Annotated in this window: 16 protein-coding genes; 10 read left to right on the top strand and 6 right to left on the bottom strand. The window is 52.4% G+C overall.

Features of this window, described 5'->3' with window-relative positions:
• Positions 1-243: 243 nt before the first annotated feature.
• Complete coding sequence (locus K0I63_RS09720) at positions 244-645, top strand: DUF3465 domain-containing protein (protein WP_220083279.1); 402 nt, start codon at positions 244-246, stop codon at positions 643-645.
• Position 646: 1 nt separating this feature from the next.
• Here the strand turns inward: K0I63_RS09720 and K0I63_RS09725 are convergent, their stop codons facing one another.
• Positions 647-1,933: an HD-GYP domain-containing protein gene (locus tag K0I63_RS09725; protein ID WP_220083280.1), complete on the bottom strand. Its 1,287-nt coding sequence runs from the start codon at positions 1,931-1,933 to the stop codon at positions 647-649.
• 375 nt (positions 1,934-2,308) lie between these two features.
• Positions 2,309-2,545, bottom strand: coding sequence for a hypothetical protein (locus K0I63_RS09730; RefSeq protein ID WP_011865681.1), 237 nt, complete (start codon positions 2,543-2,545; stop codon positions 2,309-2,311).
• 422 nt (positions 2,546-2,967) lie between these two features.
• On the opposite strand from K0I63_RS09730, the gene K0I63_RS09735 reads away from it, so the two are divergent.
• Together K0I63_RS09735 and K0I63_RS09740 are read left to right on the top strand one after the other, a co-directional pair.
• Positions 2,968-4,434, top strand: coding sequence for a DEAD/DEAH box helicase (locus K0I63_RS09735; protein ID WP_220083281.1), 1,467 nt, complete (start codon positions 2,968-2,970; stop codon positions 4,432-4,434).
• 644 nt (positions 4,435-5,078) lie between these two features.
• A complete protein-coding gene (locus K0I63_RS09740) occupies positions 5,079-5,888 on the top strand; it encodes a restriction endonuclease (RefSeq protein WP_220083282.1) in 810 nt (269 codons plus the stop codon).
• A gap of 197 nt (positions 5,889-6,085) precedes the next feature.
• On the opposite strand, the gene K0I63_RS09745 is transcribed toward K0I63_RS09740, so the two are convergent.
• From K0I63_RS09745 to K0I63_RS09755, 3 genes are all read right to left on the bottom strand, one after another.
• Entirely contained in the window at positions 6,086-8,089 is a 2,004-nt protein-coding gene (locus K0I63_RS09745; RefSeq protein ID WP_220083283.1) for an alpha-amylase family protein, read from the bottom strand.
• Positions 8,089-10,071, bottom strand: coding sequence for a glycoside hydrolase family 13 protein (locus K0I63_RS09750; protein WP_220083284.1), 1,983 nt, complete (start codon positions 10,069-10,071; stop codon positions 8,089-8,091). Before K0I63_RS09750 ends, K0I63_RS09745 begins: the two co-directional genes overlap by 1 nt.
• Positions 10,072-10,244: 173 nt before the next feature.
• A complete protein-coding gene (locus tag K0I63_RS09755) occupies positions 10,245-13,073 on the bottom strand; it encodes a TonB-dependent receptor (protein WP_220083285.1) in 2,829 nt (942 codons plus the stop codon).
• A gap of 485 nt (positions 13,074-13,558) precedes the next feature.
• Between K0I63_RS09755 and K0I63_RS09760 the strand changes: the two genes are divergently transcribed.
• From K0I63_RS09760 to K0I63_RS09775, 4 genes are all read left to right on the top strand, one after another.
• The gene (locus K0I63_RS09760) at positions 13,559-15,184 is read left to right on the top strand and encodes an alpha-glucosidase family protein (RefSeq protein ID WP_220083286.1); all 1,626 of its coding nucleotides are present in this window, start codon (positions 13,559-13,561) and stop codon (positions 15,182-15,184) included.
• 110 nt (positions 15,185-15,294) lie between these two features.
• Positions 15,295-16,560: a sugar MFS transporter gene (locus K0I63_RS09765; protein WP_011865688.1), complete on the top strand. Its 1,266-nt coding sequence runs from the start codon at positions 15,295-15,297 to the stop codon at positions 16,558-16,560.
• A 167-nt stretch (positions 16,561-16,727) separates the two neighbouring features.
• Positions 16,728-17,948: an RsmB/NOP family class I SAM-dependent RNA methyltransferase gene (locus K0I63_RS09770; protein WP_220083287.1), complete on the top strand. Its 1,221-nt coding sequence runs from the start codon at positions 16,728-16,730 to the stop codon at positions 17,946-17,948.
• Between the two features lie 240 nt (positions 17,949-18,188).
• Complete coding sequence (locus tag K0I63_RS09775; protein ID WP_220083288.1) at positions 18,189-21,608, top strand: DEAD/DEAH box helicase; 3,420 nt, start codon at positions 18,189-18,191, stop codon at positions 21,606-21,608.
• Between the two features lie 57 nt (positions 21,609-21,665).
• On the opposite strand, the gene K0I63_RS09780 is transcribed toward K0I63_RS09775, so the two are convergent.
• On the bottom strand, positions 21,666-22,085 hold the full coding sequence (locus K0I63_RS09780) for a secondary thiamine-phosphate synthase enzyme YjbQ (protein WP_220083289.1): 420 nt from the start codon (positions 22,083-22,085) through the stop codon (positions 21,666-21,668).
• Between the two features lie 250 nt (positions 22,086-22,335).
• Here K0I63_RS09780 and K0I63_RS09785 point away from each other — a divergent pair, with 250 nt between their 5' ends.
• From K0I63_RS09785 to K0I63_RS09795, 3 genes are all read left to right on the top strand, one after another.
• Entirely contained in the window at positions 22,336-24,360 is a 2,025-nt protein-coding gene (locus K0I63_RS09785; RefSeq protein ID WP_220083290.1) for a VRR-NUC domain-containing protein, read from the top strand.
• A 299-nt stretch (positions 24,361-24,659) separates the two neighbouring features.
• Entirely contained in the window at positions 24,660-25,139 is a 480-nt protein-coding gene (locus K0I63_RS09790; protein ID WP_258406983.1) for a TlpA disulfide reductase family protein, read from the top strand.
• Positions 25,129-25,347 (top strand): DUF4266 domain-containing protein, encoded by a 219-nt coding sequence (locus K0I63_RS09795; protein WP_220083291.1) that lies wholly within the window; start codon positions 25,129-25,131, stop codon positions 25,345-25,347. Before K0I63_RS09790 ends, K0I63_RS09795 begins: the two co-directional genes overlap by 11 nt.
• Positions 25,348-25,380 lie beyond the last annotated feature (33 nt).

Here is a 25,380-nt window from a genome sequence, read left to right on the forward strand (position 1 = left end):
TGTCACAAAGACTCTGTCTCAAATGACCGTCTCAAATGCACTGTTTGAAATGCTTAGTCTCGAAAGCCCTTGCTCTAATGCTCGGGCTAGAGCACTTGGTCTAAAGCTCTCGGGCTAAAGTACTTGGTCTAAAGCTCTCGGGCTAAAGTACTTGGTCCGAGTGGTCAGTCCAAGTAACCTGAAATGTCCCTTGAGGCTTTTGCCGAACAAGCATTCAACCATGCAAGTTAAGGAAATCAGGCTATGAATAGATTCTGCCGTGGGCTGTTACTCATCATCTTGTCGTTCGCCGTTAGTTTGCCACTCCTGGCCGATGACGGCTTGCTGGGCCAGGTGTTTGAACAGAAACAGAGTGGCGTTCAGATCCAGGGGAAAGGCGAGGTTATTCGCCTGCTCAGTGATGATAACAAGGGCAGTCGTCATCAGCGCTTTATTTTGCGCCTGGCCAGCGGTCAGACGCTGCTGGTGGCCCACAATATTGATCTGGCGCCGCGCATTGCCGATCTTAAGGTCGGTGACAGTGTGGGCTTCTTTGGCGAATATGAGTGGAATGCTCGCGGCGGGGTGATCCACTGGACACACCATGATCCAAGGGGGCGTCACCCGGCGGGTTGGTTAAGCCATGGCGGCCGCAAATATCAGTAGGCTACTGGCTGGTTTCTAGCTCAGATTCGCTCGCGACAGCGACCTGGCCCCTGAGTGGTTGCTTGGATGGCCGCTCGAACAGAGATGCCTTCGACAGCAGTTCGAACCTGTGATTGATGGCGATAAAGCTTTCAACCAGCTTAGGGTCGAAATGGGTGCCCTTATCCTGATGGATTAATTCCAGCGCCTCCTGATGACTAAAGGGGCGTTTATAGCAGCGCGGCGAGGTCAGGGCGTCATAAACATCTACCAGGGCGACGATACGGGCCGAGAGGGGAATCGCTTCCCCCTGGAGCCCAGCCGGATAGCCGCTGCCGTCCCACCATTCATGGTGCCCACCGGCGATATCACGCCCCATCTTTATGTAAGGACACTCCGGTGCGTAACTGAGCAGACTCGCTAACACCTGAGCGCCGATAACCGGGTGCGCCTTGATCTGCTCAAACTCCTCCTCTGTCAGCCGCCCGGGCTTGAGCAAGATGGCATCGGCGATCCCCACCTTACCGATATCATGCAAAATCGAGGAGAGGGTGATCTCTTGAATAAAATCGTCGGTTAACTCTGCTGGGGCATCAATGTCGGTTTGTCGCTGAGTGGCAAGCATCTTGGCGTAGTGCTGCATGCGGATCAGGTGCGCGCCGGTCTCGTTGTCCCGGTATTCGGCCAGTTTTGCCAGTCCCATCACGGTTGCGCGCCGCGATGCTATGGTCGATCGCAGCGACTGGGTCAGTTTACCCAGCAGGAAGGCGGCGGATTGAGTGACTATGGCATTGGTGACAACGAAGTTTATCGCCACCACAAACCAGATGAAGCTGCTATAGCCCTGTGTCTCAGGCCATTGGAAGCCTTTTGTATGATAGACCAAGCCTATGGCTAGCAGAGCCGCAGCGTTAAGCAGCTGGGCGCAGAGGCTGGCCCGCTTGCCAATCAATATGCTGGTGAGTGGTGGAAAGATAAACAGCCAGAAGAACCCGGCGCCCGTTGGGCCTATTGTGATAAGGAAGGCCACGCCGATGGCGAAGAACATCAAACAGCCTATGCAGTAGCGTAAGGTCTGCCTCAATCCTCTCGCCAGTAAGATGTAGAGCAGCAACAGATAGGCCAAGGTGTCGAAGGCAGCCATGCCGACCAGACCCATCTGGATGCAGAGGTAGACACTGGTGATGTAGACGGGCACACATAAGATGGCGAGGAGGCCAAACAGGCGCTTGAAGATCAGTTCGCGCCAGATGGGCAAGGTATCGTGAAGTTCGTGTGCGGCCGTTTGGGCAAAATTAGGGGCATCCATAGTCAATCCTTTGCACTGCCAGAGGGATTTCAATACCGGCGCAGCCTCTCTGGCGAGATCCTAACTGCTGCGCACCTAGCTATATAAGCTCTATAAACTAGCAATGTGAACCGGGTTCGGCACTTAATGACGCGCAAAGGGCAGAATCTTACTGTGTCGATTCCTTATTGCGCTGAGTCTTTACTGCGTTGATTCCTTACTGCGTTGACTCTTAGTTGCCGAGCCTTAGTTCACCCCTTCATTATTACCCATAACGCGGCTCGCGGGCTAATTTACCTTTCTCTAAACTGTTTCTTTTGTATGAAAATGTGACCAAGACAGTATGGAAAGGCCTTGGCTTGTCCTAAGCCAGAGCTCGCAGTTCAGTTCTGCGTCTTAATAAAGCTCAGCCGGGACATCGTCTGGCGGCGTCAGCTCGTCGATGATCTCTCTGTCGATTTCGCGTTCTATGATGCGATCTTCTATGTCTCGGCGGATCAGCTCATCTTCGAGGCGCTGACAGTGAAAATCACAAAAGCCGCCTGTGTTGTGTATGGTGTGGGTCGAGCCAGGATCGCTGCTTGCACAGGCGCTTAACAATAAGATCGCGGCAAGGGTATATAGTGTTTTCATAATCGCTCCTTTTATCGCTCATGTTTATCGCGTCACTGGCCGGTTTTAACCTCATCCTTAGCTGGGCCATCTGTGAGTGCTAGTAGTGCTTTATCTGTCGCTGCTTAGCCGGCTAACAGGTCGTTAGGACCATAGTGACTCGATATGCGCGATAGATTAAGTTAGGTTTTATAGTGAAAACGAATAGGTGACTAGATTCATGCAAAAAGCGGGCTCTGGTAGCTGGTAGAGATAGCTAACAGTGATTGGCTGAGAGGCGCAAAGGCGATTTAAGCCAGATCACTAAAGCATCCTATATTATTGGTTTACTTTGGGTAAACTGGACTAGTCTTAGCAAACGGCTCTGTTATACTAGCGCGCCTCAAATACCAGCCGCTCGATTGGCTGACGATTTTTGCCCTTGCGACCCTAAGAGAGAATCCATGACCTTTGCAAACCTTGGCCTGCCAAATGCTGTGCTCACTAACCTTGAGCAACTTGGTTACAGCCAACCAACGCCAATTCAGCAAGAAGCCATTCCCCTGGCGCTCAAGGGTAAAAACCTGATCGCGGCGGCGCAAACCGGTAGCGGTAAGACGGCGACTTTCGTGTTGCCTATGCTCACGACCCTGATGCAGGGCCAAACACAGCGCAAGAAGCGGGCGCGGGCAATCATACTAGCGCCGACACGCGAGCTGGTGCTGCAGGTAAATGATCGCATTGGCGGATATGGTAAAGGCTTAGGGCTGGTATCCATGGCCGTTTACGGCGGCGTCGATGTGCAGGCGCAAAAGCAGCAGTTGATCGAGGGCGTCGATATCGTGGTGGCCACCCCGGGTCGTCTGCGGGATCTCTACACCCAGAGAGCGATCCGCTTCGATGAGGTGGAGCTACTTGTGCTCGATGAAGCCGATCGCATGTTGGATATGGGCTTTATCGAGGATATCACCAAGATCCTAGATACCCTGCCCGAGGAGAGACAGAACCTGCTGTTCTCCGCCACCCTGTCTCGCCCGGTGCGCGAGCTGGCGAAACAGGCGGTACCTAAGGCGATCCACCTGTCGGTCACTAAGAATCAAGATAGCCAGCCAGATATTGAGCAGTGGATCACCACGGTCGATAAGGATAAGAAGTCGGCGCTGCTCAGTCAGCTGATAAAAGATAATGCCTGGCCCCAAGCGCTTATTTTTATCGAGACCAAACATGGCGCCGCCAAGCTGGTGAGTCAGCTCGAAAAGCGTGGCATTGAGGCCGAGTGTATTCACAGCGGCCGAACTCAGGCGGTACGTGAGCAGATCCTGGCGGACTTTAAGGCGGGTAAGATTGCCTACCTTATCTCCACCGGCATCTCGGCGCGCGGTATCGATATCGACAACTTGCCGCTGGTGATCAACTATGACCTGCCGTTTCCAGCCGATGAATATGTGCATCGCATCGGTCGTACCGGCCGTGCCGGCGCCAAGGGCGAGGCGATCTCCCTGGTGTCTAAGGATGACTTTAAGAACCTCTGCATGATCGAGAGCCGCCTCGATCATCTACTGGAGCGTCGAGAGATAGAAGGTTTCGCCCCAAGAAAGCCCGTACCTATCTCGATTCTCAACTATGTGCCTAAAGCAAAGCGTGAGCAGGCTCAAGGTGAGAAGGGTAGCGAAGCCGCTGCTAGCCAAGGTGAGAAGGGCCCTAAGGAAGTTAAGGATAAGCGGAGAGAAGATAAGCCTAGAGGTCAATCCAAGCCTCATGAAAAGGCATCAACCTATAAAGGTAACTCCGCCGATAAGAAGGCTAGGCCTGCTAAAGCTAAATCAGCAGCGGCTGGTGATCGCGGTGGGAAAGATCAAAGCTCGGAGCGTAAAACTGAACAAAAGCCAGCCTTTAATCCTTGGGCCGATAGTCGGCCGGGTAAGAAATAAGATTTAACAAGAGCCCTCAGATTGAGGGCTTTTTTGTGGCTGGTGGTGTTGTCCTTTGACTTGCTTGGATGTTGCAGAGGGAATTGAAGGTCATACCTTCATGGCAACCTAACGCCTCCTGCGGGGGAATGTGGGAATGCTTTTGGGTTGTAGCGTCTACCAGTTTGGGCATTTGATGGGATTTTGAAGGTCGTACCTTCATGGCAACCTATCACCTGCGGTGGGCTTATGTGCAGATACGCCTGTGACACGCTATGCGCCATCCCTGGCCGCTCTACGGTTTCATCCCTGAAACCGAAGGTCACATTCGTATCTACACTCGATATCTAACGTCTCTCCGATTTGACCACTTTTGATGACTAGTTGAAAGTTTAGAAGGTTGCTAACCTTTACTCGCTATACTGCGGATCTATACACGTATAATGGGATATTGCCAAAAAGCCCAACTTTCACTTCCTTTTATGTAATCTTGCGATTCTCGTTTGGTTTTAGGGCTGCTCACTTTCTCCTTGTTATGTAATACCATTATTGATATAAATTTCAGATGTTTAAAAAGCTTTGTCGCGATGTATATTAGGTCGTGGTGATTTACATGGGCGGCATTCTCGCTAATAAGCGTTATGCATCTACTAGGAAATTAAGATTTGACTGATAGAAACACGGAATATGAAAAGCTAGTTGCCGAAATTCATCAAGGAATGTTGGATTTTGACGGATTCGAAAATCTGCGAGTAGAACATGACGTTACCATAACTGGTAAAAGTGGAGCCACTCATCAAATTGATGTTTATTGGGAATTTAAAGCCGCCGGAACGACTTACAGAACTTGTGTTGAATGCAAAAACTATAAATCTGCAGTAAAGAAATCTCATGTAGCTTCTTTTGCAGAGATATTACGTGACATAGGAAATGCCAATGGAATAATTGCAACAACAAGCTCCTATCAGAAAGGAGCAATATTGTTGGCAAAAGAAAATAATATCCGGCTTGTTTTAGTTAATCATCTAATTAAATCAATTCATTATACGATACAACCGATAATGAGTGATTTTAAGAATACTAAATTCAACTTTAATCAAGATAGTGCAAAAGAAGCTTTGATAAGAAATGGCCTAGATAAATATGAAAATAACTTAACTTATCCTGGATATTATCCACTTCTCGATGAGCATGGTGAGATTGCTGTTAGGTTAAATGAACTAATAAACACGAGTAATCTAGTGGAGGGCCATAATACCTTAGATTGTTCAAAATACTACCTTGATGTTGAAGGTTTAGGCCTAGTTCAACTAGATTCCATTGAAGTCGATATGATTCACTACGAAGCACAATCTATCGAGGGGTTTGTAGAATCACCTAACTCTGCAATGGCTGCAATAGAAGATATTGTTGATGAAAACGTCCATTATTTACATGATGACGGAACAGTAAATGACGTGCCAAATAATATATAACAAACCGCTCAAATATGTTCCGGCCACAAAAAGAGTGGCCGGAACTGGACTCGTTAATGTTCACAGGTTAGCGGAGCGTTAACAAAAGAATCGTCATATCGGTAAATCTGACGGAATGTATCGAAATTAAAAGCGAGTAGACGGAGTGTGGTGCTAATACTCAATCTACTCGCTTTGATGTCTTGAAATGACCGGGCTTATTTCTCTCCTACAACAAGCACCTTTGACTCAAGTGGTGCTAAATCTAATGTGACTTGGCCTCCCTTCGTCGTGAGCGTCAATGGCGCCGTGGGTGTTTTATCACTTAGCATCTCTCTTAGTGGGTAGGTGCCCGGCGCGAGTTGCCAGCGTTTAACTAAGGCTGCGGGGAGATCGATAATGAGGTGCTTTGCCTTGTCTTTAGCGAAGTTGCTGACGATGATGACCTTCTGCTCGTCGTCGAAGCGGCTGAAGGCGAATAGGTCTGCATCATAGCCCTTGCCTTGATCGATATTCGCCCTGTGTAGATCGCCATATTCACCGCTTAGGGCGCTCAGGCTGTGGCTGAGATTTAACAGCTTGGCGTAGTAAGCTCGCAGACTCAGCTCCTCTTTTGAAGAATGACCGCCGTCAAATTTACCCATGTTCATAAAGCGCTGGTGGGCCGGCACGCCAACATAGTCGAAGATGCTGGTGCGGCTGGGTTTGCCAAAGCCTGCGTCTTCGCTGCCATCTTCGCCGACCTCCTGGCCGAAATAGATCAGGGTGGGCGCCTGGCTTAAGGTGGTGGAGACAACCATGGCGGGCAGGGCGCTTAACGGATCGCCGGCAAACTCAGGGCTGGCGATGCGCTGCTCGTCGTGATTCTCGAGAAAATGCAGCATGTGCGCGGCGATATCTTCAACGTTGTTGCGATCGCGCTCGATCGCCTGGGTGCCAGCCTTGCCCTGGATGATCGCCTTGAGGCTGTCGTAGAGCCCCACCTTGTCATAGAGGTAGTCCATCTTGCCAAGGTGAATATAGTCGCGGTAACGGCTCGGGGTATAGACCTCGGCGAGCAGCAGGGCATCGGGATTGGTATGCTTGATGTGGCTGTTCAGATAGCTCCAGAAAGCAACCGGCACCATCTCGGCCATGTCATAGCGAAATCCGTCTACGCCCTTGGCGAGCCAGTACTGGGCGATCTCGTTGAACTTAATCCAGGAGCTGGGGATGCTATCTTTTGGCACCTGTTGCCAGAAGGCGTAATGCTCGGCGGCCGTCTTACTGCGATAGTCCTCAGGTAGCTGAGGAAAATCCTCGCTGCCATCTGGCGTGACGCCATAGTTTATCTTAACGGTTTCATACCAGTCGTTTTGATCTGGCTTGGCTGCGCGCGAGCCATTGCCGGTCCACTTGGCGGGAAACTCGTCAAACTTGCCATCGACTAGCGGATGTGGCTCGCCGCCGAGGGGCTTTAAATCCGGGCTTAGGCTTGGCACCTCGAAAGGCGTGCCCACTACATAGTAGAAGTTGTTGTCTCTGGCGTAACTGAGCTGAGTGTTGTCATTCGCGCCGAAGTCAGTGACGCCTTTAGGCGCCGACAGCGAGTGATAGCCGCGCGCCACATGGTTAGGCACTATGTCGATGATCACTTGCATGCCAGCTTTGTGGGTGCGGGCGATCAACGCCTCGAATTCCTCAAGGCGTTTGGCGGGGTTGTCTGCCAGATCCGGGTTGACGTTATAGTAGTCTTTCACCGCATAGGGGGAGCCGGCGCGGCCCTTGACCACATCGGGATCATCAGTGCCGATGCCATACTGGCTGTAGTCGCCGACCAAGGCATGATGGGGGATCCCCGTATACCAGATATGGCTGACGCCTAAGGATTTGATGCTCTCTAGCGCCTTGGGCGTAAAGTCGCTGAACTTGCCCACACCATTTTGCGCCTTGGTGCCCCAGGGGATGTTGGCGGTCTGGGTATTACCGAAGAGGCGGGTGAATACCTGATAGATGACAGGCTTGGTCACCCGCTCGCTGCTTGTAGACTGAGCGTCACTTGATTGGACGCTAGCAGTTTTTGCGTTAGTCGTTGCCTCCATCTGGGGCAGGGCGAAGGCCTGGGCTGAAATCATCAGCGCGGCGCTGCACAGGGCAGCACTTAACTTATTGAATGGAATGTTTAAAGTAATGTTCAACGGCTTATTCAAGAGCCTATTCAAATCGTGACGCGCCTTAGTCATTATTTGGCGTCCTCTATGGCTAACAGGGTAACGCCTTGTCCCTTGATCGAGAGGCTCTTATCCAGCGTGGCGGTATCGCCGCTGATCACATCTTGAGCCATGCGGGCACTGCCTAGCAGATCCCGGTAGCGAGCGAGAGGCAATTCGACCGCCTTATCCAACTTGTTGTAGATCACCATGAGGCGCGCCTTGTCGCTGCAATCTTGTTTGGCGCAGCGCATCTGCACATATACGCCATCCTGAGGCACATAGTGGCGCAGGCCGCCGCTGTGGATGAAGTCTGCCTGTTTGCGGAAGTTAAGCAGGCTGCGGGTGAAGCTCAGCATAGATTGCTGTTCTTCATTCAGCCCTTTATTATCAAAAACTGAGATGGCATCTCCCTGCCAGCCACCGGGGAAATCTGAGCGGGTGACACCATCATTACGATCTTTGGTCGGGCTTTGCATCAAAATTTCTGAGCCATAGAAGATCTGCGGAATGCGATTGCTGGTAAGCACATAGGCCAGTGCCATCTTGGTCAGGGCTAAGTTATCACCCAGCAGGCTGTAGAGGCGGTTGGTGTCGTGGTTGCCTTCGAACAGCACAAGTTGCGTCGGGTCGGCATAGACCACATCGTTGGCGAGAAACTCATACAGGCGCATCATGCCTTCGCTCCAGCCTTCCTCTTCGCTTAGCGCCTTGATAAGGGTTTCATAGAGGGGGAAGTCCATCAGGCTTGGCAATTCTGACTGGTAGCCATCTTGATTGACCTTGCCCTTCTGCCAGTAGGAGACGGTTATTGGGTTGCCCGTCCACTCTTCGCCGACGATGTTGAACTTGGGATACTCAGTCATGATGGCGCGGGTCCAATCGACCAGAAAATCCTTATCGGCGTAGGAGTAGGTGTCTTCACGTATGCCGCTCAGATGAACGTATTCTACCCACCAGATGCTGTTTTGGATCAGGTAGTTGGCAAGCTGTGGCTGCTCTTGGTTAAGGTCCGGCATGGACTCGACAAACCAGCCGTGGCTAAAGTCGCGCTTGTCTTTGGCAACCGCGTAGGGGTCTTGCAGCGTGGTACGTCTGTGGGTGGTGAAATCGATGGCCGAGGAATCTTGAGCTGATGCGCCCTCAGGACGATTGACCCAATCCTGGCTGGGCAGATCATCCATCCACCAGTGGTTTGAGCCGATATGGTTGACTACCACATCGGCGATGATGCCTATGCCTTTCTCCTTCGCCTTGATGGCCAGCTGGCGGTAATCGTCGTTGCTGCCGAATCTTGGGTCGATGCGGTAGTGGTTGGTGACCGAGTAGCCGTGGTAGGAGTATTCGGCCTGGTTATTCTCGGTAAGCGGGTTGATCCACAGCTGAGTGACGCCAAGATCTGCCAGATAGTCCAGGCTGTTGATGATCCCCTGAATATCACCGCCGTGACGACCACCTGGATTGCTGCGATCGGCTTGCTCTATCATGTCGGCCTGGTTGTCATTAGTGGGGTCGCCGTTAGCGAAGCGATCTGGGGTGATGAGATAGATAACGTCTTTGGTGCTAAAGCCCTGGCGAGCCGCGCTGCCCTTATTGCGCTCGAGCAGCTCGTAGGGCACGCTAATTTGGTCCTGGCCTACTTGGCCGAATGTCAGCTCAAAAGTCTGCGCCTTGGCGCCTTGAGTGTCCAGGTTAACAAACAGATAGTTGGGGTTCTCTGTGGTCTCAACGCCTTTAAGGGTTACGCCATCGGCCTTAACCGTCACCTTAGCCTTAGCGATGTTTTCGCCATGAACCATCAGCTGAAGCTGACTATGTTGCATGCCCGCCCACCAGTTGAGGGGCTCGATACGCAGTTTCTCGGTACTGATATTGGCGCTGGCATTAGCACTGTCACTGGCAAAGGAGCTGCTTGCCGATTGTACAGATGCCGTCACTTGAAAGGTGGAAGGGGCGAGCATAAGTAACGAGGTGGCGATGAGGGTGAGTTTCAACTTGTTATTAGTACGTCTCATGGGCAGTCCTTTCGGCGTTCGACCTTTTAATGCTGTGTCTAGCGTGATGACACATTAAGGTGTTAGGTGTGACTGAGTTAACTTTCTGGGTATGACACAGTTTTTCGTTAGCTTAATATGAAAACACCTGCTTCAAGGGATCGAAGCAGGTGTTTTTCGGCTAATACCTAAGATTACATAGTGTAGCTAAATCCTAGGAAGTATTGGCGACCAAAGCTCTGGATGGTACCAGTTTGGTGCGTCTGACCGAAGTAGGTCTTGTTAGCTTCGTCTGTCAGGTTATTAACCTGGAACAAGAACTTAAGACCATTGTCCATCGCATAAGATGCCTGGTAGTCGAGAATGGTTTCTGCATCGAAGAAGGCCAGCTGAGATTCAACCGCAACTTGTTCAGAAACGTACTCACTACGATAACGCATGCTCAAACGGGTATCGAAACCATCCAAGGTGTAGAATAGGGTGGTGTTCAACACGTGCTCAGACAGGCCTGGTAGCGGGATAGCTAAGCTTTCACCACTTAGGTCGGTTTCAAACTCTACTTCACTGTCAGAGTATGCGTAACTGCCGGTGAAACCTAGGCCGCTCAGTGCGCCCGGTAGGAAGTCGAATACCTGAGTGTAGGCAAGTTCGATACCGCGAATATAACCGCCGTTATCGTTGTTAACCGCCGTCTGATACTGACCTTCATTCTTAACGACAGGGAACTCTACACCGTTGTCGACAATAGTGTCTGGCACGATGAAGCCTGCTTCTTCGAAGTCAAATGGCTGGATAGTGAAGTTGTTGATGAATGACTTGATGTCTTTGTAGAACACGGCAAAGACGATCGCACCTTCAGACTCTTCAAAGTAGTGCTCATATGACAGGTCGTACTGATCGGCATAGAAAGGATCCAGTAGCGGACTGGTGTTACCCCATGCGTTGTACTTCTTGTAACCTGGCGTTGCAGAGTCGTCATACCAAGAACCCATACCAGACTTCAGCTTGTCGATTGGTGGACGAGCCATAACCGATGCTGCGGCAAAACGGATCTGATCGTTTTGGGTCAGGTGGAAGTTCAAGTTAACCGAAGGTAGGTAGTCGGTGTAAGACTTGCCCACTTTATTGTGGATATAGTCGGTGCTGACCACGCCTTTTTCATCGACGATCTCTTCACCCAGACCGAAACCTACTTGCTGTAGACCTGTACTTGACTGATCTGTGTTAACCACACGCAGGCCGATGTTACCTGTTACAGGGATGCTACCAATCTCGAAGTCCAGGTTAGCCTGCACATAACCGGCTAGCACGTCTTCATTTACCGTACCGCTTTGGATCATGGTCCAGTTGTTGGCCCAGTTAGCGGTAGGGACGAAAGGATCTTGTCCTGTTGCCGCCAGTTGTGCATTAACCAGATCCACAGCCTTATCAAAGTCGATCGCCAGGAAGCTTGGGTAGCCTGAAAGCTCGCCGCCAAAGTTAACCACACGGGTCATATCATCGGTCAGGGCCAGCACAGGTTGATTGTCTGGGTTGGTGCCAAATTCGAAACCATAGCCTGCTTGAGAGCGCTGCGCGTTGAACTCACGCTCAGAGTATCTTACGCCGACGTCGATAGACGACACGAAGCTATTGTCTAGCTGGTAGTTCAGGTCGAGTTTGTAAGCGATCAGATCGTTTTGTTGATCATAAGGCCACATACCCACTTCTCTCAGACCTAGGGTCGAAGTATCTGTGTAATCCTTGGCGAAACTGATGTCGGCTGGATTGAGGTTGTTTAGCTTATAAGTGATCGACTCGGCCGATCTAACATTGTTAGCCATGTCGTCATAGATAACGGCGCGGGTACCGCCGTTGACGAATTCACCGTCGGCAGAAGAGTAGCTGATGTCTGCGGCGATGGTGAGGTTTTCACCATTGGTCCATTCGATGTTAACTGCGCCAGAGGTGAGCTCTGAGTATTTTGAGTCGTTATCGTTAACCACAAAAACGGCAAAGTTATCAGTACCATCGGTAGACACTGTACCACCGATCATAGAGCCGTCTTCGACAATGGCGTCGCTGATCTGACCGTTCTTTAATGATTTCACACGGAAACCGCGGGCAAAGTTCTCTGAATCGAACTTAGAGTGGAAGATGTCGCCCTTAAAGCTCCAGTTGTCATTGGGTTGCCAGTGGATGGCGCCCATGTAACCGTCACGGGTGTCGGTACCACCTTTTTGTTGCATCTCGAAGCCTTCGCTGATGGATTCAAGGTTGCCATCACCGTTGACATCGCGTCTCTCATCGTTGAAACGTAGGCCGATGAATTGGCTTGCTACATAAGGTTGATAGAGATGTGCGTAACCCACGGCAACACCAAGGGTTTCATCGAGGAACTTACCTTGGTACGAGAAGCTTAGACGGTTGCCATATTCTTCTGCGTCGGCAATTTCACCGGCGCGGTCGTTAAAGCTACCACGAGCGTTAACGGTAAAGTTGTGGTCTTTTGGTGCCTGCAGCGGGTCGGCTGTTTTAAGCTCGACTGTGCCGGCAACACCACCTTCGATGAGCGAAGCCTTTGGCGACTTATAAACTTGCGCCTGGTTGATCAGCTCAGAAGGGTATTGATCGAATTCGATCGCACGTTTACCACCAGTGGTAACCTGTTCGCGGCCGTTTAATGTCGCGGCAACGAAATCACCGTCCAGACCACGAATGTTAAGACCACTTGCCTGGCCACCGGTACGTACGGCGGTAACACCTGGCAGGCGGGTTAGGGCATCGGCAATTGATTGATCAGGCAGGGCGCCTAAGTCATCTGCAGAAATGGTTTCTGATACGGTATCGGCAAAACGCTTGTTGTTGAGCGACTTGATCACACTGGTACGGAAGCCACGTACCTCGATCACTTCAATCGACTCGTCTTGAGTCGTTGCTGCCGCCTCAGCCTTCGCCGCCTCGTTATCAGCTGCATAGACATTAATACAAACGCCGGCCGAGAGCAGGGCTAGCGTGAGTAGGTTAGGTTTAAATTGAAACATCCATCTTCCCCTTTTTTCACTCTATTCATTCTGTATTACTTCTTATGTGTGAAATAAGGGGGGACCCTTGTTCACAGCTATATAGGTGAATGAGAGTGCTTGTTATTGTACTTGTTTCTAAGTTGTTATGTAGCAGCACCGATACTACTCTCGCACTCGTCGCGGTCACAATATTATGCATACGTATTCAAAAGTGACCTCGGCCTCAAAAAGGGCGTCTAGCGGGGTGCGCCAGCTCACAAAATGGCCTGCAAAACTCAGTCTAACCCCATGTTTATATTTGCTTTTGTTCTAGGTGGTCAGAAGGTGCTTTACGCCTGTCTGTTTTGCATACGTATGCAGTGGTGTTGAACCCGATTTCCCGGATGACGTATGCTCGTTTCATTCTAATAACAATTGTTCGTCGACAACGATTGGGTAACAGGTATGCAACCCAGGGGCAGGCACCTGCCTTTAATATAGTCGTTGGTGACCTAGGGGCGATAATGAACCAACTCTCCTGGTGGCGCGGCGCCGTCATCTATCAGATCTATCCTCGCAGCTTAATGGATTCCAATGGCGACGGTGTAGGTGATCTACAAGGCATCATAAGTAAACTCGACTACATTGCGAGTCTGAACGTGGATGCCATCTGGATCTCGCCTTTCTTCAAGTCGCCGATGAAAGACTTTGGTTACGACATCAGCGACTACCGCGCTATCGATCCTTTGTTTGGTACCATGGCGGATTTCGACGAGCTGATCGACAAGGCGCACGGACTCGGCATCAAGGTGATTATCGATCAGGTGCTCAGCCACACCTCAGATCAACACGCCTGGTTTAGCGAGAGTCGCCAGAGCCGGGACAACGCCAAGCAGGACTGGTATGTGTGGGCCGATCCTAAGCCGGATGGCACCGCGCCTAACAACTGGCTGGCTATCTTTGGTGGCTGCGCCTGGGAGTGGGAGCCACGTCGTCAGCAATATTATCTGCATAACTTCCTGACCAGCCAGCCGGATTTGAACTTCCATAACCCTGATGTGCGCCAAGCTGTGCTGGATAATGTTAAGTTCTGGCTCGATAAGGGAGTCGATGGTTTCCGCCTCGATGCGATCACCTTCTGTTATCACGATGAGCAGCTAAGAGACAATCCGCCCAAGCCTGAAGACAAGCGTCAGGGCAGGGGCTTTAGCGAAGATAACCCATACGCCTATCAGTATCACTACTATAACAACACCCGCCCGCAGACTGTTGGTTTCATCGAAGAGCTGCGCGCGCTGATCAACCAATATCCTGGCGTGGTCACCCTAGGGGAAGTCTCTTCGGAAGACTCGCTGGCGACCATGGCCGAATACACCCAGGGCGAGGACCGCCTACATATGGCCTACAGCTTCGAGTTGCTGACCGACGATTTCAGCCCGGCGTATATCCGGCACACGGTAGAGGCGCTGGAGCAGAGCATTGGTGATGGCTGGCCCTGCTGGGCGATAGGCAACCACGACGTGCAGCGGGTCGCGACACGTTGGGGCAGAGACACCTTCAATAGCGATATGGCCAAGATGCTTAACGCCATGCTTTGTTCGCTACGGGGCAGTGTCTGTAGCTACCAAGGAGAGGAGCTGGGCCTTGGTGAGGTAGAGATCGCCTATGAGCAGCTGCAAGATCCGTTCGGCATCACCTTCTGGCCTATGTTCAAGGGCCGGGACGGTTGTCGCACGCCTATGCCTTGGCGCCATGACGCTAACCATGGCGGCTTCAGTGACAACACGCCTTGGCTGCCGCTACCGGCCGATCATAAGGCTGTGGCGGTCGATGTGCAGGAGGCCAACCCTGAGTCGATTCTGAACCATTACCGTCACATGTTGGCCTGGCGTAAACAGCACCCCATACTCGTCACGGGTGATATCAAATTTATTGAGTCAAACGATTCACTTTTGGTGTTTGAGCGTCGCCTGGGTGAGCAGACTCTCCTGGTTGCCTTTAACCTGAGTGGTCAGTCGCAGAGCTATAGCCTGGCAGGTCTGGGCGAGAAAGCACTGGCACCACTGGAAGGTCATGGTCTGCCTAAGGCAGAACTGAATGGCGATTTGATTCAGTTTGACGGTTTCGGTTGCTTCTATTCTTGGAAGTAAACGACTTGGAAATTGCTAATCGGAAGTAGCTGGCTCTCGTTAGCCAGCTATTTGCGTGAAAAGATTTAACACCACCAATAAAATATACAATAACAAAAGAGAACTACACCATGGCAATGATGCAACAAAGTAGCACGGCTACCGGGGTTGGCGGTGAGCAGGAGAACTATCGTTTCGCGCTAGTCTCCCTGACCTCGCTATTTTTCATGTGGGGCTTTATCACCTGTCTGAACGACATCTTGATCCCCCATCTCAAGGCAGCGTTTTCGCTCAACTACGCCGAGGCGATGCTGATCCAGTTCTGCTTCTTCGGCGCCTACTTCCTGGTCTCTATGCCGGCCGGTAAGCTGGTTAAGGCCCTCGGCTATCAGAAAGGGATAGTGACAGGTCTGCTGATCGCGGCACTGGGCTGTGCACTCTTTTATCCTGCGGCGGCGCTGGCCACCTACGGACTCTTCCTCGGCGCCTTGTTCGTGTTGGCCTCAGGGATCACTATTTTGCAGGTGGCGGCGAACCCCTATGTGAATGCATTGGGTAGCGTAGAGACCGCCTCTAGCCGTCTTAACCTGACTCAGGCTTTCAACGCCCTGGGTACTACGGTTGCGCCATATTTTGGCGCCGTGTTGATCCTCTCAGTCGCCGTTGAAGCTAGCGAGACCCTGACTCAGGCACAGGCCGAGGCGGAAGTGGTTAAACTGCCTTATCTTATTTTGGCCACTGCATTAGGCGTCCTGGCGCTGGTATTTGCCAAACTGGATCTGCCGCAGATCAAAGAGCATTGTCAGAGCGGCGAGCAGGGCGAGGTGGTGCATAATGGCAAGACCAGCGCGCTGCAATCACTGCACCTGGTGCTCGGCGCCGTGGGGATCTTCGTCTACGTGGGAGCTGAAGTGTCTATCGGCAGCTTCCTGGTTAACTTCCTGGCCCAGGATGACATTGCCGGACTAAGTGAGGCCAGCGCCGCGAGTTACATCACCTATTACTGGGGCGGCGCCATGGTAGGTCGTTTCATCGGTAGTGCCGTAATGCAGAAGGTGCCTGCCGGTACTGTGCTCGGTTTCAACGCCTTGATGGCGGCGCTACTGGTTGCATTGGCGATGACCAGCACGGGCACCGTGGCTATGTGGGCGATTCTGGCGGTTGGCCTATTCAACTCCATCATGTTCCCGACCATCTTCAGCCTGGCGCTGCGGGATCTCGGCCCGCACACCTCACAAGGGTCGGGCGTACTCTGCTTGGCCATCGTCGGTGGCGCGATTCTACCTCTGCTGCAGGGTGTACTGGCGGATAACATAGGTATTCAGCATGCCTTCTTCCTGCCGATCATCTGTTACCTGTTCATTATGTTCTATGGTGTGAAGGGGTCTAAGCTCTAAGGGCTATGCTCTAAGGCTTGGGTCTTTAAACCTATAATTCAGAGGCAAGCAGCAATGCTTGCCTTTTTTATTGCCATAATGGCCGCTATCGCTTGCCTATTAGGGGCTTAACTCCTATGATCGCCAGCGATTTTTATTATCTAGGCTCTGCTACTTTAGGCTCTACTATGTTAAATGCGTCGCTATCTCCAAGTTCAACCGAATTAGTTATCAATGTGCTGGCCATGGTGCTCGAAGAGGGCAAACCGCTGGACAGAGCCTATTCACATCACTTCTCTGGACTCAAGTTAGCGCCGTCAGAGCAGGCACGCATCACCTATGTCACAGGTGATCTGCTGCGCCGCCTCAACTTCTACTGCTATCTGGCAGATATCTCAACCGATGAGATTGCCCGTATGGGTTCACGCCTGCTCAATGCCTGGCACATGGCGAACGAGCTGCCGATCCCTAAGTTGCAGTACACCTTGGCGATCGAAGAAGATGATTTTAATCAGCGCCTGGCAGCGGCCAAGCAGCAAGCGGCGCTGTTCGATGGTTGCCCCGAATGGCTCGATACCTTGGGTCAGGAGCAGTTAGGCGATGATTGGGCCAAGGAGCGCGCCGCGCTGGCACAGGCGCCAAAGCGTTACCTGCGCGTTAACCCGCTGAAGACAAATAGCGAAGATCTCGCCAAGCGTCTTGCCAAGGAAGGGGTCGAGACCCGCGAGGTGCCAGGCGTGGCAAGCGCGCTCGAGGTGATCTCAGATGCGGCGCTGTTTCGTACCGAGTGCTTCAAGCAGGGGCTATTTGAGCAGCAAGACGCCGGTTCTCAGCACGTGGCCGCCGCCGTCGGCGCAGAGCCAGGCATGCGGGTGATCGATGCCTGCGCCGGTGCAGGTGGTAAGACGTTGGCCATTGCCGCCCAGATGCAGGGCAAGGGTCGTTTGCTGGCCATGGATGTGGAGCAGTGGAAACTGGATAACCTTAAGCAGCGTGCACGCCGCGCCGGTGCCCACAATGTCGAGACCCGTATCATCGCCAGTAGCAAGACCATTAAGCGTCTTAAGCTGAGTGCCGATCGGGTACTTCTGGACGTGCCTTGTTCTGGCCTTGGGGTTCTCAAGCGTAATCCCGATGCAAAGTGGCGCGATACGCCGGATCGTCTGCCTGTGCTGGTCGAGCTGCAAAAGGAGATCCTGCAGAGCTACAGCCGTATGGTGAAGGTCGATGGCATCTTGATCTACGCCACTTGCTCTATCATGCCTCAGGAAAATCGCCAGCAGGTCGATGCCTTCCTGGCCACCAACCCACACTTTAGTTTTATCGACGATGAAACCGTGAGCGTGGCCGATACCGGCTTCGATGGCTTCTATCTGGCGCGTATGAAGCGTACCGCCGAGTCTGCCTAATCCTTTCTCGAGATCGTAATTTTTTGATCTCAGTCACAGGTGTCGGTTTAGGGCGTGGGTAACTGCGCAGTAAGCCGACACTTGACCTTAGTAGGCTACAACAAGCCTGACAAATAGTGATATCATCTCTCCTTTCATTTGCTGATCTTGGTCTATCTGCCTTTTTCTCGGACGATGTTATTACAAACGGCTGTACAAGAGTTTTCACATCAAGAAAGGTTTTCCGCGCTGCAAGCGTTGTTGGGCGGTCGGCTGCTGGAGTGTCAGCGCCAGGCCCATATTATCCGCGGCGTCTTTGCCGGTGAGCCCCAAATAACCTGCCAGGTCTCCCTCAACGATCAGGGTAAGATAAGCGGTCGCTGCGACTGTGGTCAGCCTCGTTGTGCCCATCAGGCGGCGTTAGTGATCGAGCAGGCGGCGCTTCGTGCCCTCGATGAGCAGGGGCGCTCCAGACGTTCAGATACGGCCATTCGCCTGTTTAGAAGCGATCTCAAGGAGCGTTTCGATCCTTTCCCCACCATGGCGCGCCATCGCATCCTCTATCTGTTAGTGCCGAGCGAGACAGGCTTGCAGCTCAAGGTATTAAAAGGCTATCTGAATAAGAATGGCCGCTACCAGCTCAAGGGCCCGTTAGGATTCGAGCTGCTGCAGAGCCAGCCTGTGCCTAAGTATGTCAGTCAGACAGATCTCAAGTTGCTGCACACACTGAGGGCGTTGGCCGCTGATTTTAGCAGTCACAATATCGGTGAACTCAGCAATGCTCTTGGCAGTAGCACGGAAGGCAGTAGTAGCGTTAGCGAAAGCAGCAGTAACTTTATCGCCGAAAGCGGCAGTGAAAAGACAGGCCAAGCCCATCTACCCGATTATTTAACCTCTGTGGCTTCTAGCTTGGAGGCTCAAACGGCGCAGCAAGATCTGTCAATGGCCGAAACATCAAGCGAGCAGGCGATCATTATCGAACTCGATTGCGCCTTTGCGGAAACCAATAGCGATACAGATAAAACCAATGACAGTTCGGTGCGGCTTGGCAGCGATTTCTATCGCCTGCTGTTTGCCAGCGGTCGCTGTTTCTTTGGCAAGGTGGCGGGGGAGCCGGTGCGTTTGGCGACTCACTATGATGAAGACTACCTGGATGAAAGCTTCATGCTGCCCCTTTGCCCCGGTGTCTGGCTAGATACCTGCTCGGGCACTGGGATCATAGATAAACGCCGTGACGTGCGGGTGAATCAAACCCTGTTAGAAGGCGTGGATCTGGACGGCGACTGGCTGCCAAGGCTAGAGATCGCCCGTGAGAGCCTAGATCAAAACTGGCTTGAACCTCTGCTGGCGCCTATCGATGTGGCCAAATTTTCCATGGTTCACCGCGGCCAGCGTTATGACTTCGAATCACTCAGTTATCTTGGTGCTGGCCACAAAGCCTTCATGGCGCAATTTGCCAAGTGTCAGCTGCTGCTCAATCCCTTGCCTCTACTCACCAGTCAGTTCGAGCCGGCCGTGACAGAATCACTCGGTGAGGGCATGCGTCTGGTACCGGGGGAGGCGAGTGAGCATGTGGTCTTGCTGCGCACGCTTTCCCTTAAGGGCTGGCAGATTGAACTGGTGGCCAAGCAACGTTTCGTTCAGGTGGCGGCCAATGCCTGGTATGGCGAGGTGAACAGCGCCGACAAGGATTGGTTCGAACTCAGCCTTGGAGTTGAGGTGGAAGGAAAGCGGGTTAACCTCCTGCCATTGCTGGTCAACCTCATTCGTCAGGGCAAGCTCAGCCGAGATTTCAATCAGGTAACGAGCGGCGATCAATCTGACGCAAACGGTAGTGCGGCTCAACCGCAGGAGGTGGCACTTGAGCTGGAATCTGGTGCCATACTAACCCTGCCGGCTGCGCGTATTCAGCGCATACTCGCGGTGCTCGACGAGCTCTTTGCGCAGCAGCCGCTAAACGATCAGGAAAAGCTGGTGCTGGCCCGCCATCACCTCGGGCGCATTCCGCTGCTCGATGATGCCTTGAGTCAATCTGAGCAGGCGCTGACCTGGTCGGGTGAGGCCAAGCTGAGGCAACATGCCAAGGCGCTCGGGCGTTATCTCAATGAGCAGCAGAGCAGGCGCGCAGACAGGCTAGGTACCGCGGACTTTGTAGCGCCCGATGGGCTTAACGCCGAGTTGCGTCCCTATCAGGTAGAGGGGGTCGCCTGGCTACAATTTATCAAGCGACACGGCTTTGGTGCCATATTGGCCGATGACATGGGGCTGGGTAAGACGCTGCAGACCCTGTGCAGCATCTTGCTGGATAAACAGGCCGGGGTGACTAAGGCGCCTGTGTTGGTTATCGCGCCAACCAGTTTGCTCAGCAACTGGCAGCGGGAGATTGCCCAGTTTACCCCAAGCCTGAGTAGTTTCATCTGGAGCGGCCGCGCCCGTCATGATAACGAGCAGGCGCTAACGGATGTTGATATTCTGATCACCAGCTATGGGATCCTGGCCCAAGACGCAGAGCGGCTGACCAAGCTCAATTGGCACCAGGTGATTTTAGATGAGGCCCAGACCATCAAGAACAGTCGTAGCCGTATCACTAAGCTGGTGAACCGGCTGCAGACCCAGCATCGTCTCTGTCTCACCGGCACGCCGATGGAAAACCATCTTGGAGAGCTCTGGTCGCTGTTTCATTTCCTGATGCCGGGCTTTCTCGGCACGGCCACTCAGTTTCAACGCCAGTTTAAACAGCCGATAGAGAAAGATCATTGCGATGCCAGTCGTCAGCGGCTGGCTCAGCGCCTGGCCCCTTTCATGTTAAGGCGTACCAAGAGTCAGGTGGCAACCGAATTGCCCACCAAGACGGTGATCAATACCCTGATCGAGCTCAGCCAGAGTCAGTCGGATCTCTACGAGACCATACGTCTCACCGTGGCCGAGCAGGTGCAACTGGCCCTGAGGCAAACCGGCGCCAAGGCCAACCGCCTGATGATCAGCAATGCGCTGCTTAAGCTGCGTCAGGTATGTTGTCATCCGGCAATGCTTAACCTGGGTCAGTTGGGGCAGGTTGGCGAGACAGAGAGTTCAAAAGTGGCGATGTCTCCCGAAGTTGACTCTCGCCAAGGCGTGACGGGCTTAGATGGCGCACAGGATGAGCTTAACGCCGAGTCTTCCAAGCTTGCCTGGCTGGAGAACAAGTTGCCGAGCATGATAGAAGATGGCCGCAACATACTGATCTTCTCATCATTTACCAGCATGCTGGATTTGATCGCCGAGCAGCTGGATCGCCAGCAGATAGGCTATGAGATGCTCACCGGGCGCAGTCGTCATCGCGATCGCATCATAGAGCGTTTTCGTCGCGGTGAGGTTAATGTGTTCCTCATCAGCCTCAAGGCTGGCGGCTCTGGACTCAATCTGACCGAGGCTGATGTGGTGATCCATGTGGATCCCTGGTGGAATCCGGCCGCCGAAGAGCAGGCCAGTGACAGGGCCTATCGTATCGGCCAGGATAAGCCGGTATTTGTCTATAAGCTTATCTGTCAGAACACGGTTGAGGAGCGGATTCAGCAGCTGCAGCAGAGTAAGCAGGCGCTGGCCCAAAGCATGTATCAGACCGAGAGTCTCACGGCCGCCGAGATGGACAGAGATGATTGGCTGGCCCTTCTACAGCCCATTACTGAGCAGCCTGTCTAAGCGCAACCAAGGACTGAGCAGCCAATCATCGAATCGCCAGTTACAGATGGGTGGGGGCTATTCGCCCTGAATGGTGAGTATTAAGGTGCGGCCACTGGCGCGGTTGCGAGCCTCACACAGGTAGACCCCTTGCCAGGTGCCCAGATTAAAGTCGCCGTTGGTGATCGGCAGGGTAAGCTCGCAGCCCAGCAGGGATGATTTGAGATGCGCCGGCATGTCATCATCACCCTCATAGGTATGGGTGTAGTAGGGCTCATTCTCCGGCACCAGGCGGTTAAAGAAGCGCTCGAAGTCTTCCCGCACGCTGGGGTCGGCATTTTCGTTGATCGTGAGTCCCGCCGAGGTGTGCTGTAACAGGAGATGGGCAAGACCTATCTTTATCTCGCTAAGCTGGGGAGCGGCGCGATAGATCTCTTCGGTGATCAGATGATAACCGCGCTGTCTCGGGGGCAGATTAATCTCGACTTGAATCCACATGATCAATTTTCCTACGCTATTTTTATCGCCAAATTGCGGCACTTTTTGTTATTTTGCTAAGAGTGCTTCAACTTCTCATGCTTGTAAATAGGCTTTTAAGTAAGCGAGTAAATAGGCTTGTAGAGGCTGTTATAAAAGGAATCACCACTAAGAGTATAATCGCTGCTTAGTGGAAGAGAATTGAGCAAGGCAGAGCGACCAAGACAGAGCGACCAAGACCGCGCGAACACGATATAGAGAGCTGATCTCAATGACGCAGCGAGAGAACGAAAAGCCAGTAGCGGTTAAAAAACCGGTAAGGATAAGTGGAGCAGCATCAAGCACGGCTAAGGTGCTGCCGATCTATTACTACCTCAGCAATTTTCAGTTAATGCTTGAGGGAGTCGCTAGCCGCTATGGCGATCTCCTCGATGAGGTCGAACTTGGCTTCATCGATACCTTCTCTGCCTTGAGCTGTGATGCCCAGTGTCTGCTTGTCAGACTTATTTCCCGCAAGGGCCCCTGGTTCTGTGAGGCTCAGCTTAGTTACAGTGAGATAGAAACGATCCCAGGGGCTATCTCTGAGCTTGGTGAGCAAAGTCTTATCTGCTATGAGCAGCCCGAGATGACCTGGTTGCTGCACAAGAGTACTAAAGCGGAGCTGATCCAGGCCTTGGTTGAAATAAGCCAAGCCTTGGTTGAAACAAGGGGGGCGACGGCAAGGGAAGGCGCATTGCCTAACGAAACGGGGTTTCACGCCGATCAAAGACAGGTGGATATCAAGCGGTTAAAGAAGAGTGAGCTTATCCAGTATGCTCAAGAGACAGGCTTGTTAGCACATCTGCTGAGGCGTTTGGCACCAGCACAGCATTGGTTCTGCCTTAGCCCTCAGGCCGTCTATCGCCGCTTCGAATTACTCTATTTCGAGCGCATGAGTCAGTCTTTGAGTCAGTTTATCTTGGCCGATCTTGGCATTCATAATTTTGAAGCCTACTCGACCAGTATCGCCAGTCGCAGCTTTAATACGCGAGCCGAGATAGAGGGCTTGTATAGCTTATCTACACTATACAGAGAGTTTGAAGAGGGTGGTCTGAGCGGTAAGCCCAGTGATATTAGTATCGAAAAATTTGATTTATTTTGTCAAAGACTCACCGAGCTGCCCGATTTCACCAAAGAGGCTGGGAATGAAAAGCTTAACCGCATGACCCAGGGGCTCTGGTTAATGGCGGCGCGCCAATTGGAGCGCTTAGGCCATTTTGAGTGCGCCTTAGCCCTGTATGGAAACACAAAGAGACCGCCTAGCCGGGAGCGCCAGGCTCGCTGCCTGAATAAGCTTGGCCGTGATGATGAGGCGTTAGAATTTGTAGAGCTGATGTTAGCGTCTCCTATGGAGGAGAGTGAGCGTCTGGTCGCCAGGCGTTTGCAGAAAAGCCTTCATCGCAGCCTGGGACGGGCGGCGCCTAAGCCGTGGCAAGGGGAGTTTGATACCTTCAAACTTGAGTGTCAGCGCACAGTAAATGATGAAAGCATCGAAGGCGAAGAGTTGAACGCCGAGCGCGTCGAGCAATGCGCCGCCAGACACCTGAGCACTGCGCAGGGTAATAAGCTGCGGCTTTGTGTCGAGGTAGAAAATCGCCTCTTCTGTAGCATGTTTGGCCTGGCCTTCTGGGACATCATCTTCTCCGATGTCGGCGGCGCCTTCGCTAATCCCTATCAGAGCAGGCCGAGCGACATGTACCAGAGTGAATTCTACCCAAGGCGTAAACAAGCGATAGATAAGAGACTCGCGGCATTGGCCTCGGGTGACACCCAGATGATCATGGAGCATTTTCATCAAAAACGCGGCATCACCAACGACTGGGTGCACTGGCCATTGTTTGAGGAGTTAAGCTTTGATGACCTAGGGTTGGAATCAGCCCAAAGCCGAGACAAGGATCAGACCCCCCTGTTACTGCAGCTGGCGCTGACAGCATTCAGCGGCGCCTTTCTTGCGAAACTATTTCGACAGATGCTGTTCGATCTCCGCTACTATCGTGCTGGCTTTCCCGATCTTATCTGTTTTCATCTAACTGCCGAGCATCTTGCAATCGAACGTCCAGCAACTGAGCTTCTAGCAACAGAGAATCAAGCAACCGATGACGGGGCGCCGAGCTTAGCTCATAACAGAGTCACAGCCGAGCTTATCGAGGTGAAGGGCCCGGGAGATGCCCTAAGAGATAATCAGACAATCTGGCTGGACTGGTTTAACCGCAACGGCGTTAAGGCCAGCGTCTGCTATCTCTCTTGGCTCGACTAACATTGAGCAGCCTTGACTAAAAAAGGGTGTTCGTTCAGGCGTTTTCATAACGCATACTCTTTCTTGCGAAGTGGTATAACTATATCTTTCGCTGTCCTAATACCATGATTTTTTGCTAACCTCGTTAATAAGATAGGAGACTTTTGTTAGTAAAGTCCGCCCCGTGCAAGCTATAAAGAAAGTGTTTAACCAGCAGTGAAGGATCAATGATGTCACGAGAACAGAAGATGCAAGGCGTTCTGCCGTCGGTAGAGGGGAGAATGAGATCCCCCACGATGGCCAGGCTTCTTTGGCTGTCGATGGCAATGCTCGTTAGCTTATCTATGGTGCTGCCGAGTCACGCTGCGCCGGGTCTGGACTTGAGCGCCAAGACACAAAGCGGCGAGCTGGTGTCTCTAGCGTCTTATAAGGGCAAGGTGGTCTATGTGGATTTTTGGGCTTCCTGGTGCGCACCCTGTCGTGACTCCTTTCCCTGGATGGAGCTGATGCATCAACGCTATGGCGACAAGGGGCTAGCGATCGTGGCGATCAATCTCGATGAAAAGAGTGAGATGGCCGGGCCATTTCTGGCCGATTTCAAAACTAGCTTCGATATCCTCTACGATCCCAAGGGGGAGGTGGCCGGCCACTTCAATCTGCAGGGGATGCCCAGCAGTTATCTGTTTGACGCCGAAGGAAATCTGGTTAGCGAGCACCTGGGCTTCTTCAAGTCCAAGCAAGTTGGCGTCGAGCAGGAGATACAATCTTTGTTGAAGAAGAGGTCAGCCGATGCGAACTGATTTAAAGCTGCTGCTCATATTGGTAGGGCTGCTGTCTGGCTGCGCCAATCTCGGCGTAAAGCCCTGGGAGCGAGGGCAGTTTGCCCGGGAGGATATGCAGCTAGAGGCCGATGAGATGGATATGGCGATAGAAGATCATATCTATTTCAGTAAGGAGGGCGCCAGCGGCGGCCGCACTCTTGCCGGCGGTGGTTGTGGTTGTAACTAGGTTGTTTTAAGAGCTAACAGGGAAAAGGAAGAT

Source organism: Shewanella rhizosphaerae, from assembly GCF_019457655.1.
Taxonomy (GTDB): domain Bacteria; phylum Pseudomonadota; class Gammaproteobacteria; order Enterobacterales; family Shewanellaceae; genus Shewanella; species Shewanella loihica.

Excerpts from the sequence above, each read along its gene's own strand:
- K0I63_RS09720 (WP_220083279.1), top strand. The coding sequence starts at position 244 with ATGAATAGATTCTGCCGTGGGCTGTTACTCATCATCTTGTCGTTCGCC.
- K0I63_RS09725 (WP_220083280.1), bottom strand. The coding sequence starts at position 1,933 with ATGGATGCCCCTAATTTTGCCCAAACGGCCGCACACGAACTTCACGAT.
- K0I63_RS09730 (WP_011865681.1), bottom strand. The coding sequence starts at position 2,545 with ATGAAAACACTATATACCCTTGCCGCGATCTTATTGTTAAGCGCCTGT.
- K0I63_RS09735 (WP_220083281.1), top strand. The coding sequence starts at position 2,968 with ATGACCTTTGCAAACCTTGGCCTGCCAAATGCTGTGCTCACTAACCTT.
- K0I63_RS09745 (WP_220083283.1), bottom strand. The coding sequence starts at position 8,089 with ATGACTAAGGCGCGTCACGATTTGAATAGGCTCTTGAATAAGCCGTTG.
- K0I63_RS09750 (WP_220083284.1), bottom strand. The coding sequence starts at position 10,071 with ATGAGACGTACTAATAACAAGTTGAAACTCACCCTCATCGCCACCTCG.
- K0I63_RS09755 (WP_220083285.1), bottom strand. The coding sequence starts at position 13,073 with ATGTTTCAATTTAAACCTAACCTACTCACGCTAGCCCTGCTCTCGGCC.
- K0I63_RS09760 (WP_220083286.1), top strand. The coding sequence starts at position 13,559 with ATGAACCAACTCTCCTGGTGGCGCGGCGCCGTCATCTATCAGATCTAT.
- K0I63_RS09765 (WP_011865688.1), top strand. The coding sequence starts at position 15,295 with ATGGCAATGATGCAACAAAGTAGCACGGCTACCGGGGTTGGCGGTGAG.
- K0I63_RS09770 (WP_220083287.1), top strand. The coding sequence starts at position 16,728 with ATGTTAAATGCGTCGCTATCTCCAAGTTCAACCGAATTAGTTATCAAT.
- K0I63_RS09780 (WP_220083289.1), bottom strand. The coding sequence starts at position 22,085 with ATGTGGATTCAAGTCGAGATTAATCTGCCCCCGAGACAGCGCGGTTAT.
- K0I63_RS09785 (WP_220083290.1), top strand. The coding sequence starts at position 22,336 with ATGACGCAGCGAGAGAACGAAAAGCCAGTAGCGGTTAAAAAACCGGTA.
- K0I63_RS09790 (WP_258406983.1), top strand. The coding sequence starts at position 24,660 with ATGGCAATGCTCGTTAGCTTATCTATGGTGCTGCCGAGTCACGCTGCG.
- K0I63_RS09795 (WP_220083291.1), top strand. The coding sequence starts at position 25,129 with ATGCGAACTGATTTAAAGCTGCTGCTCATATTGGTAGGGCTGCTGTCT.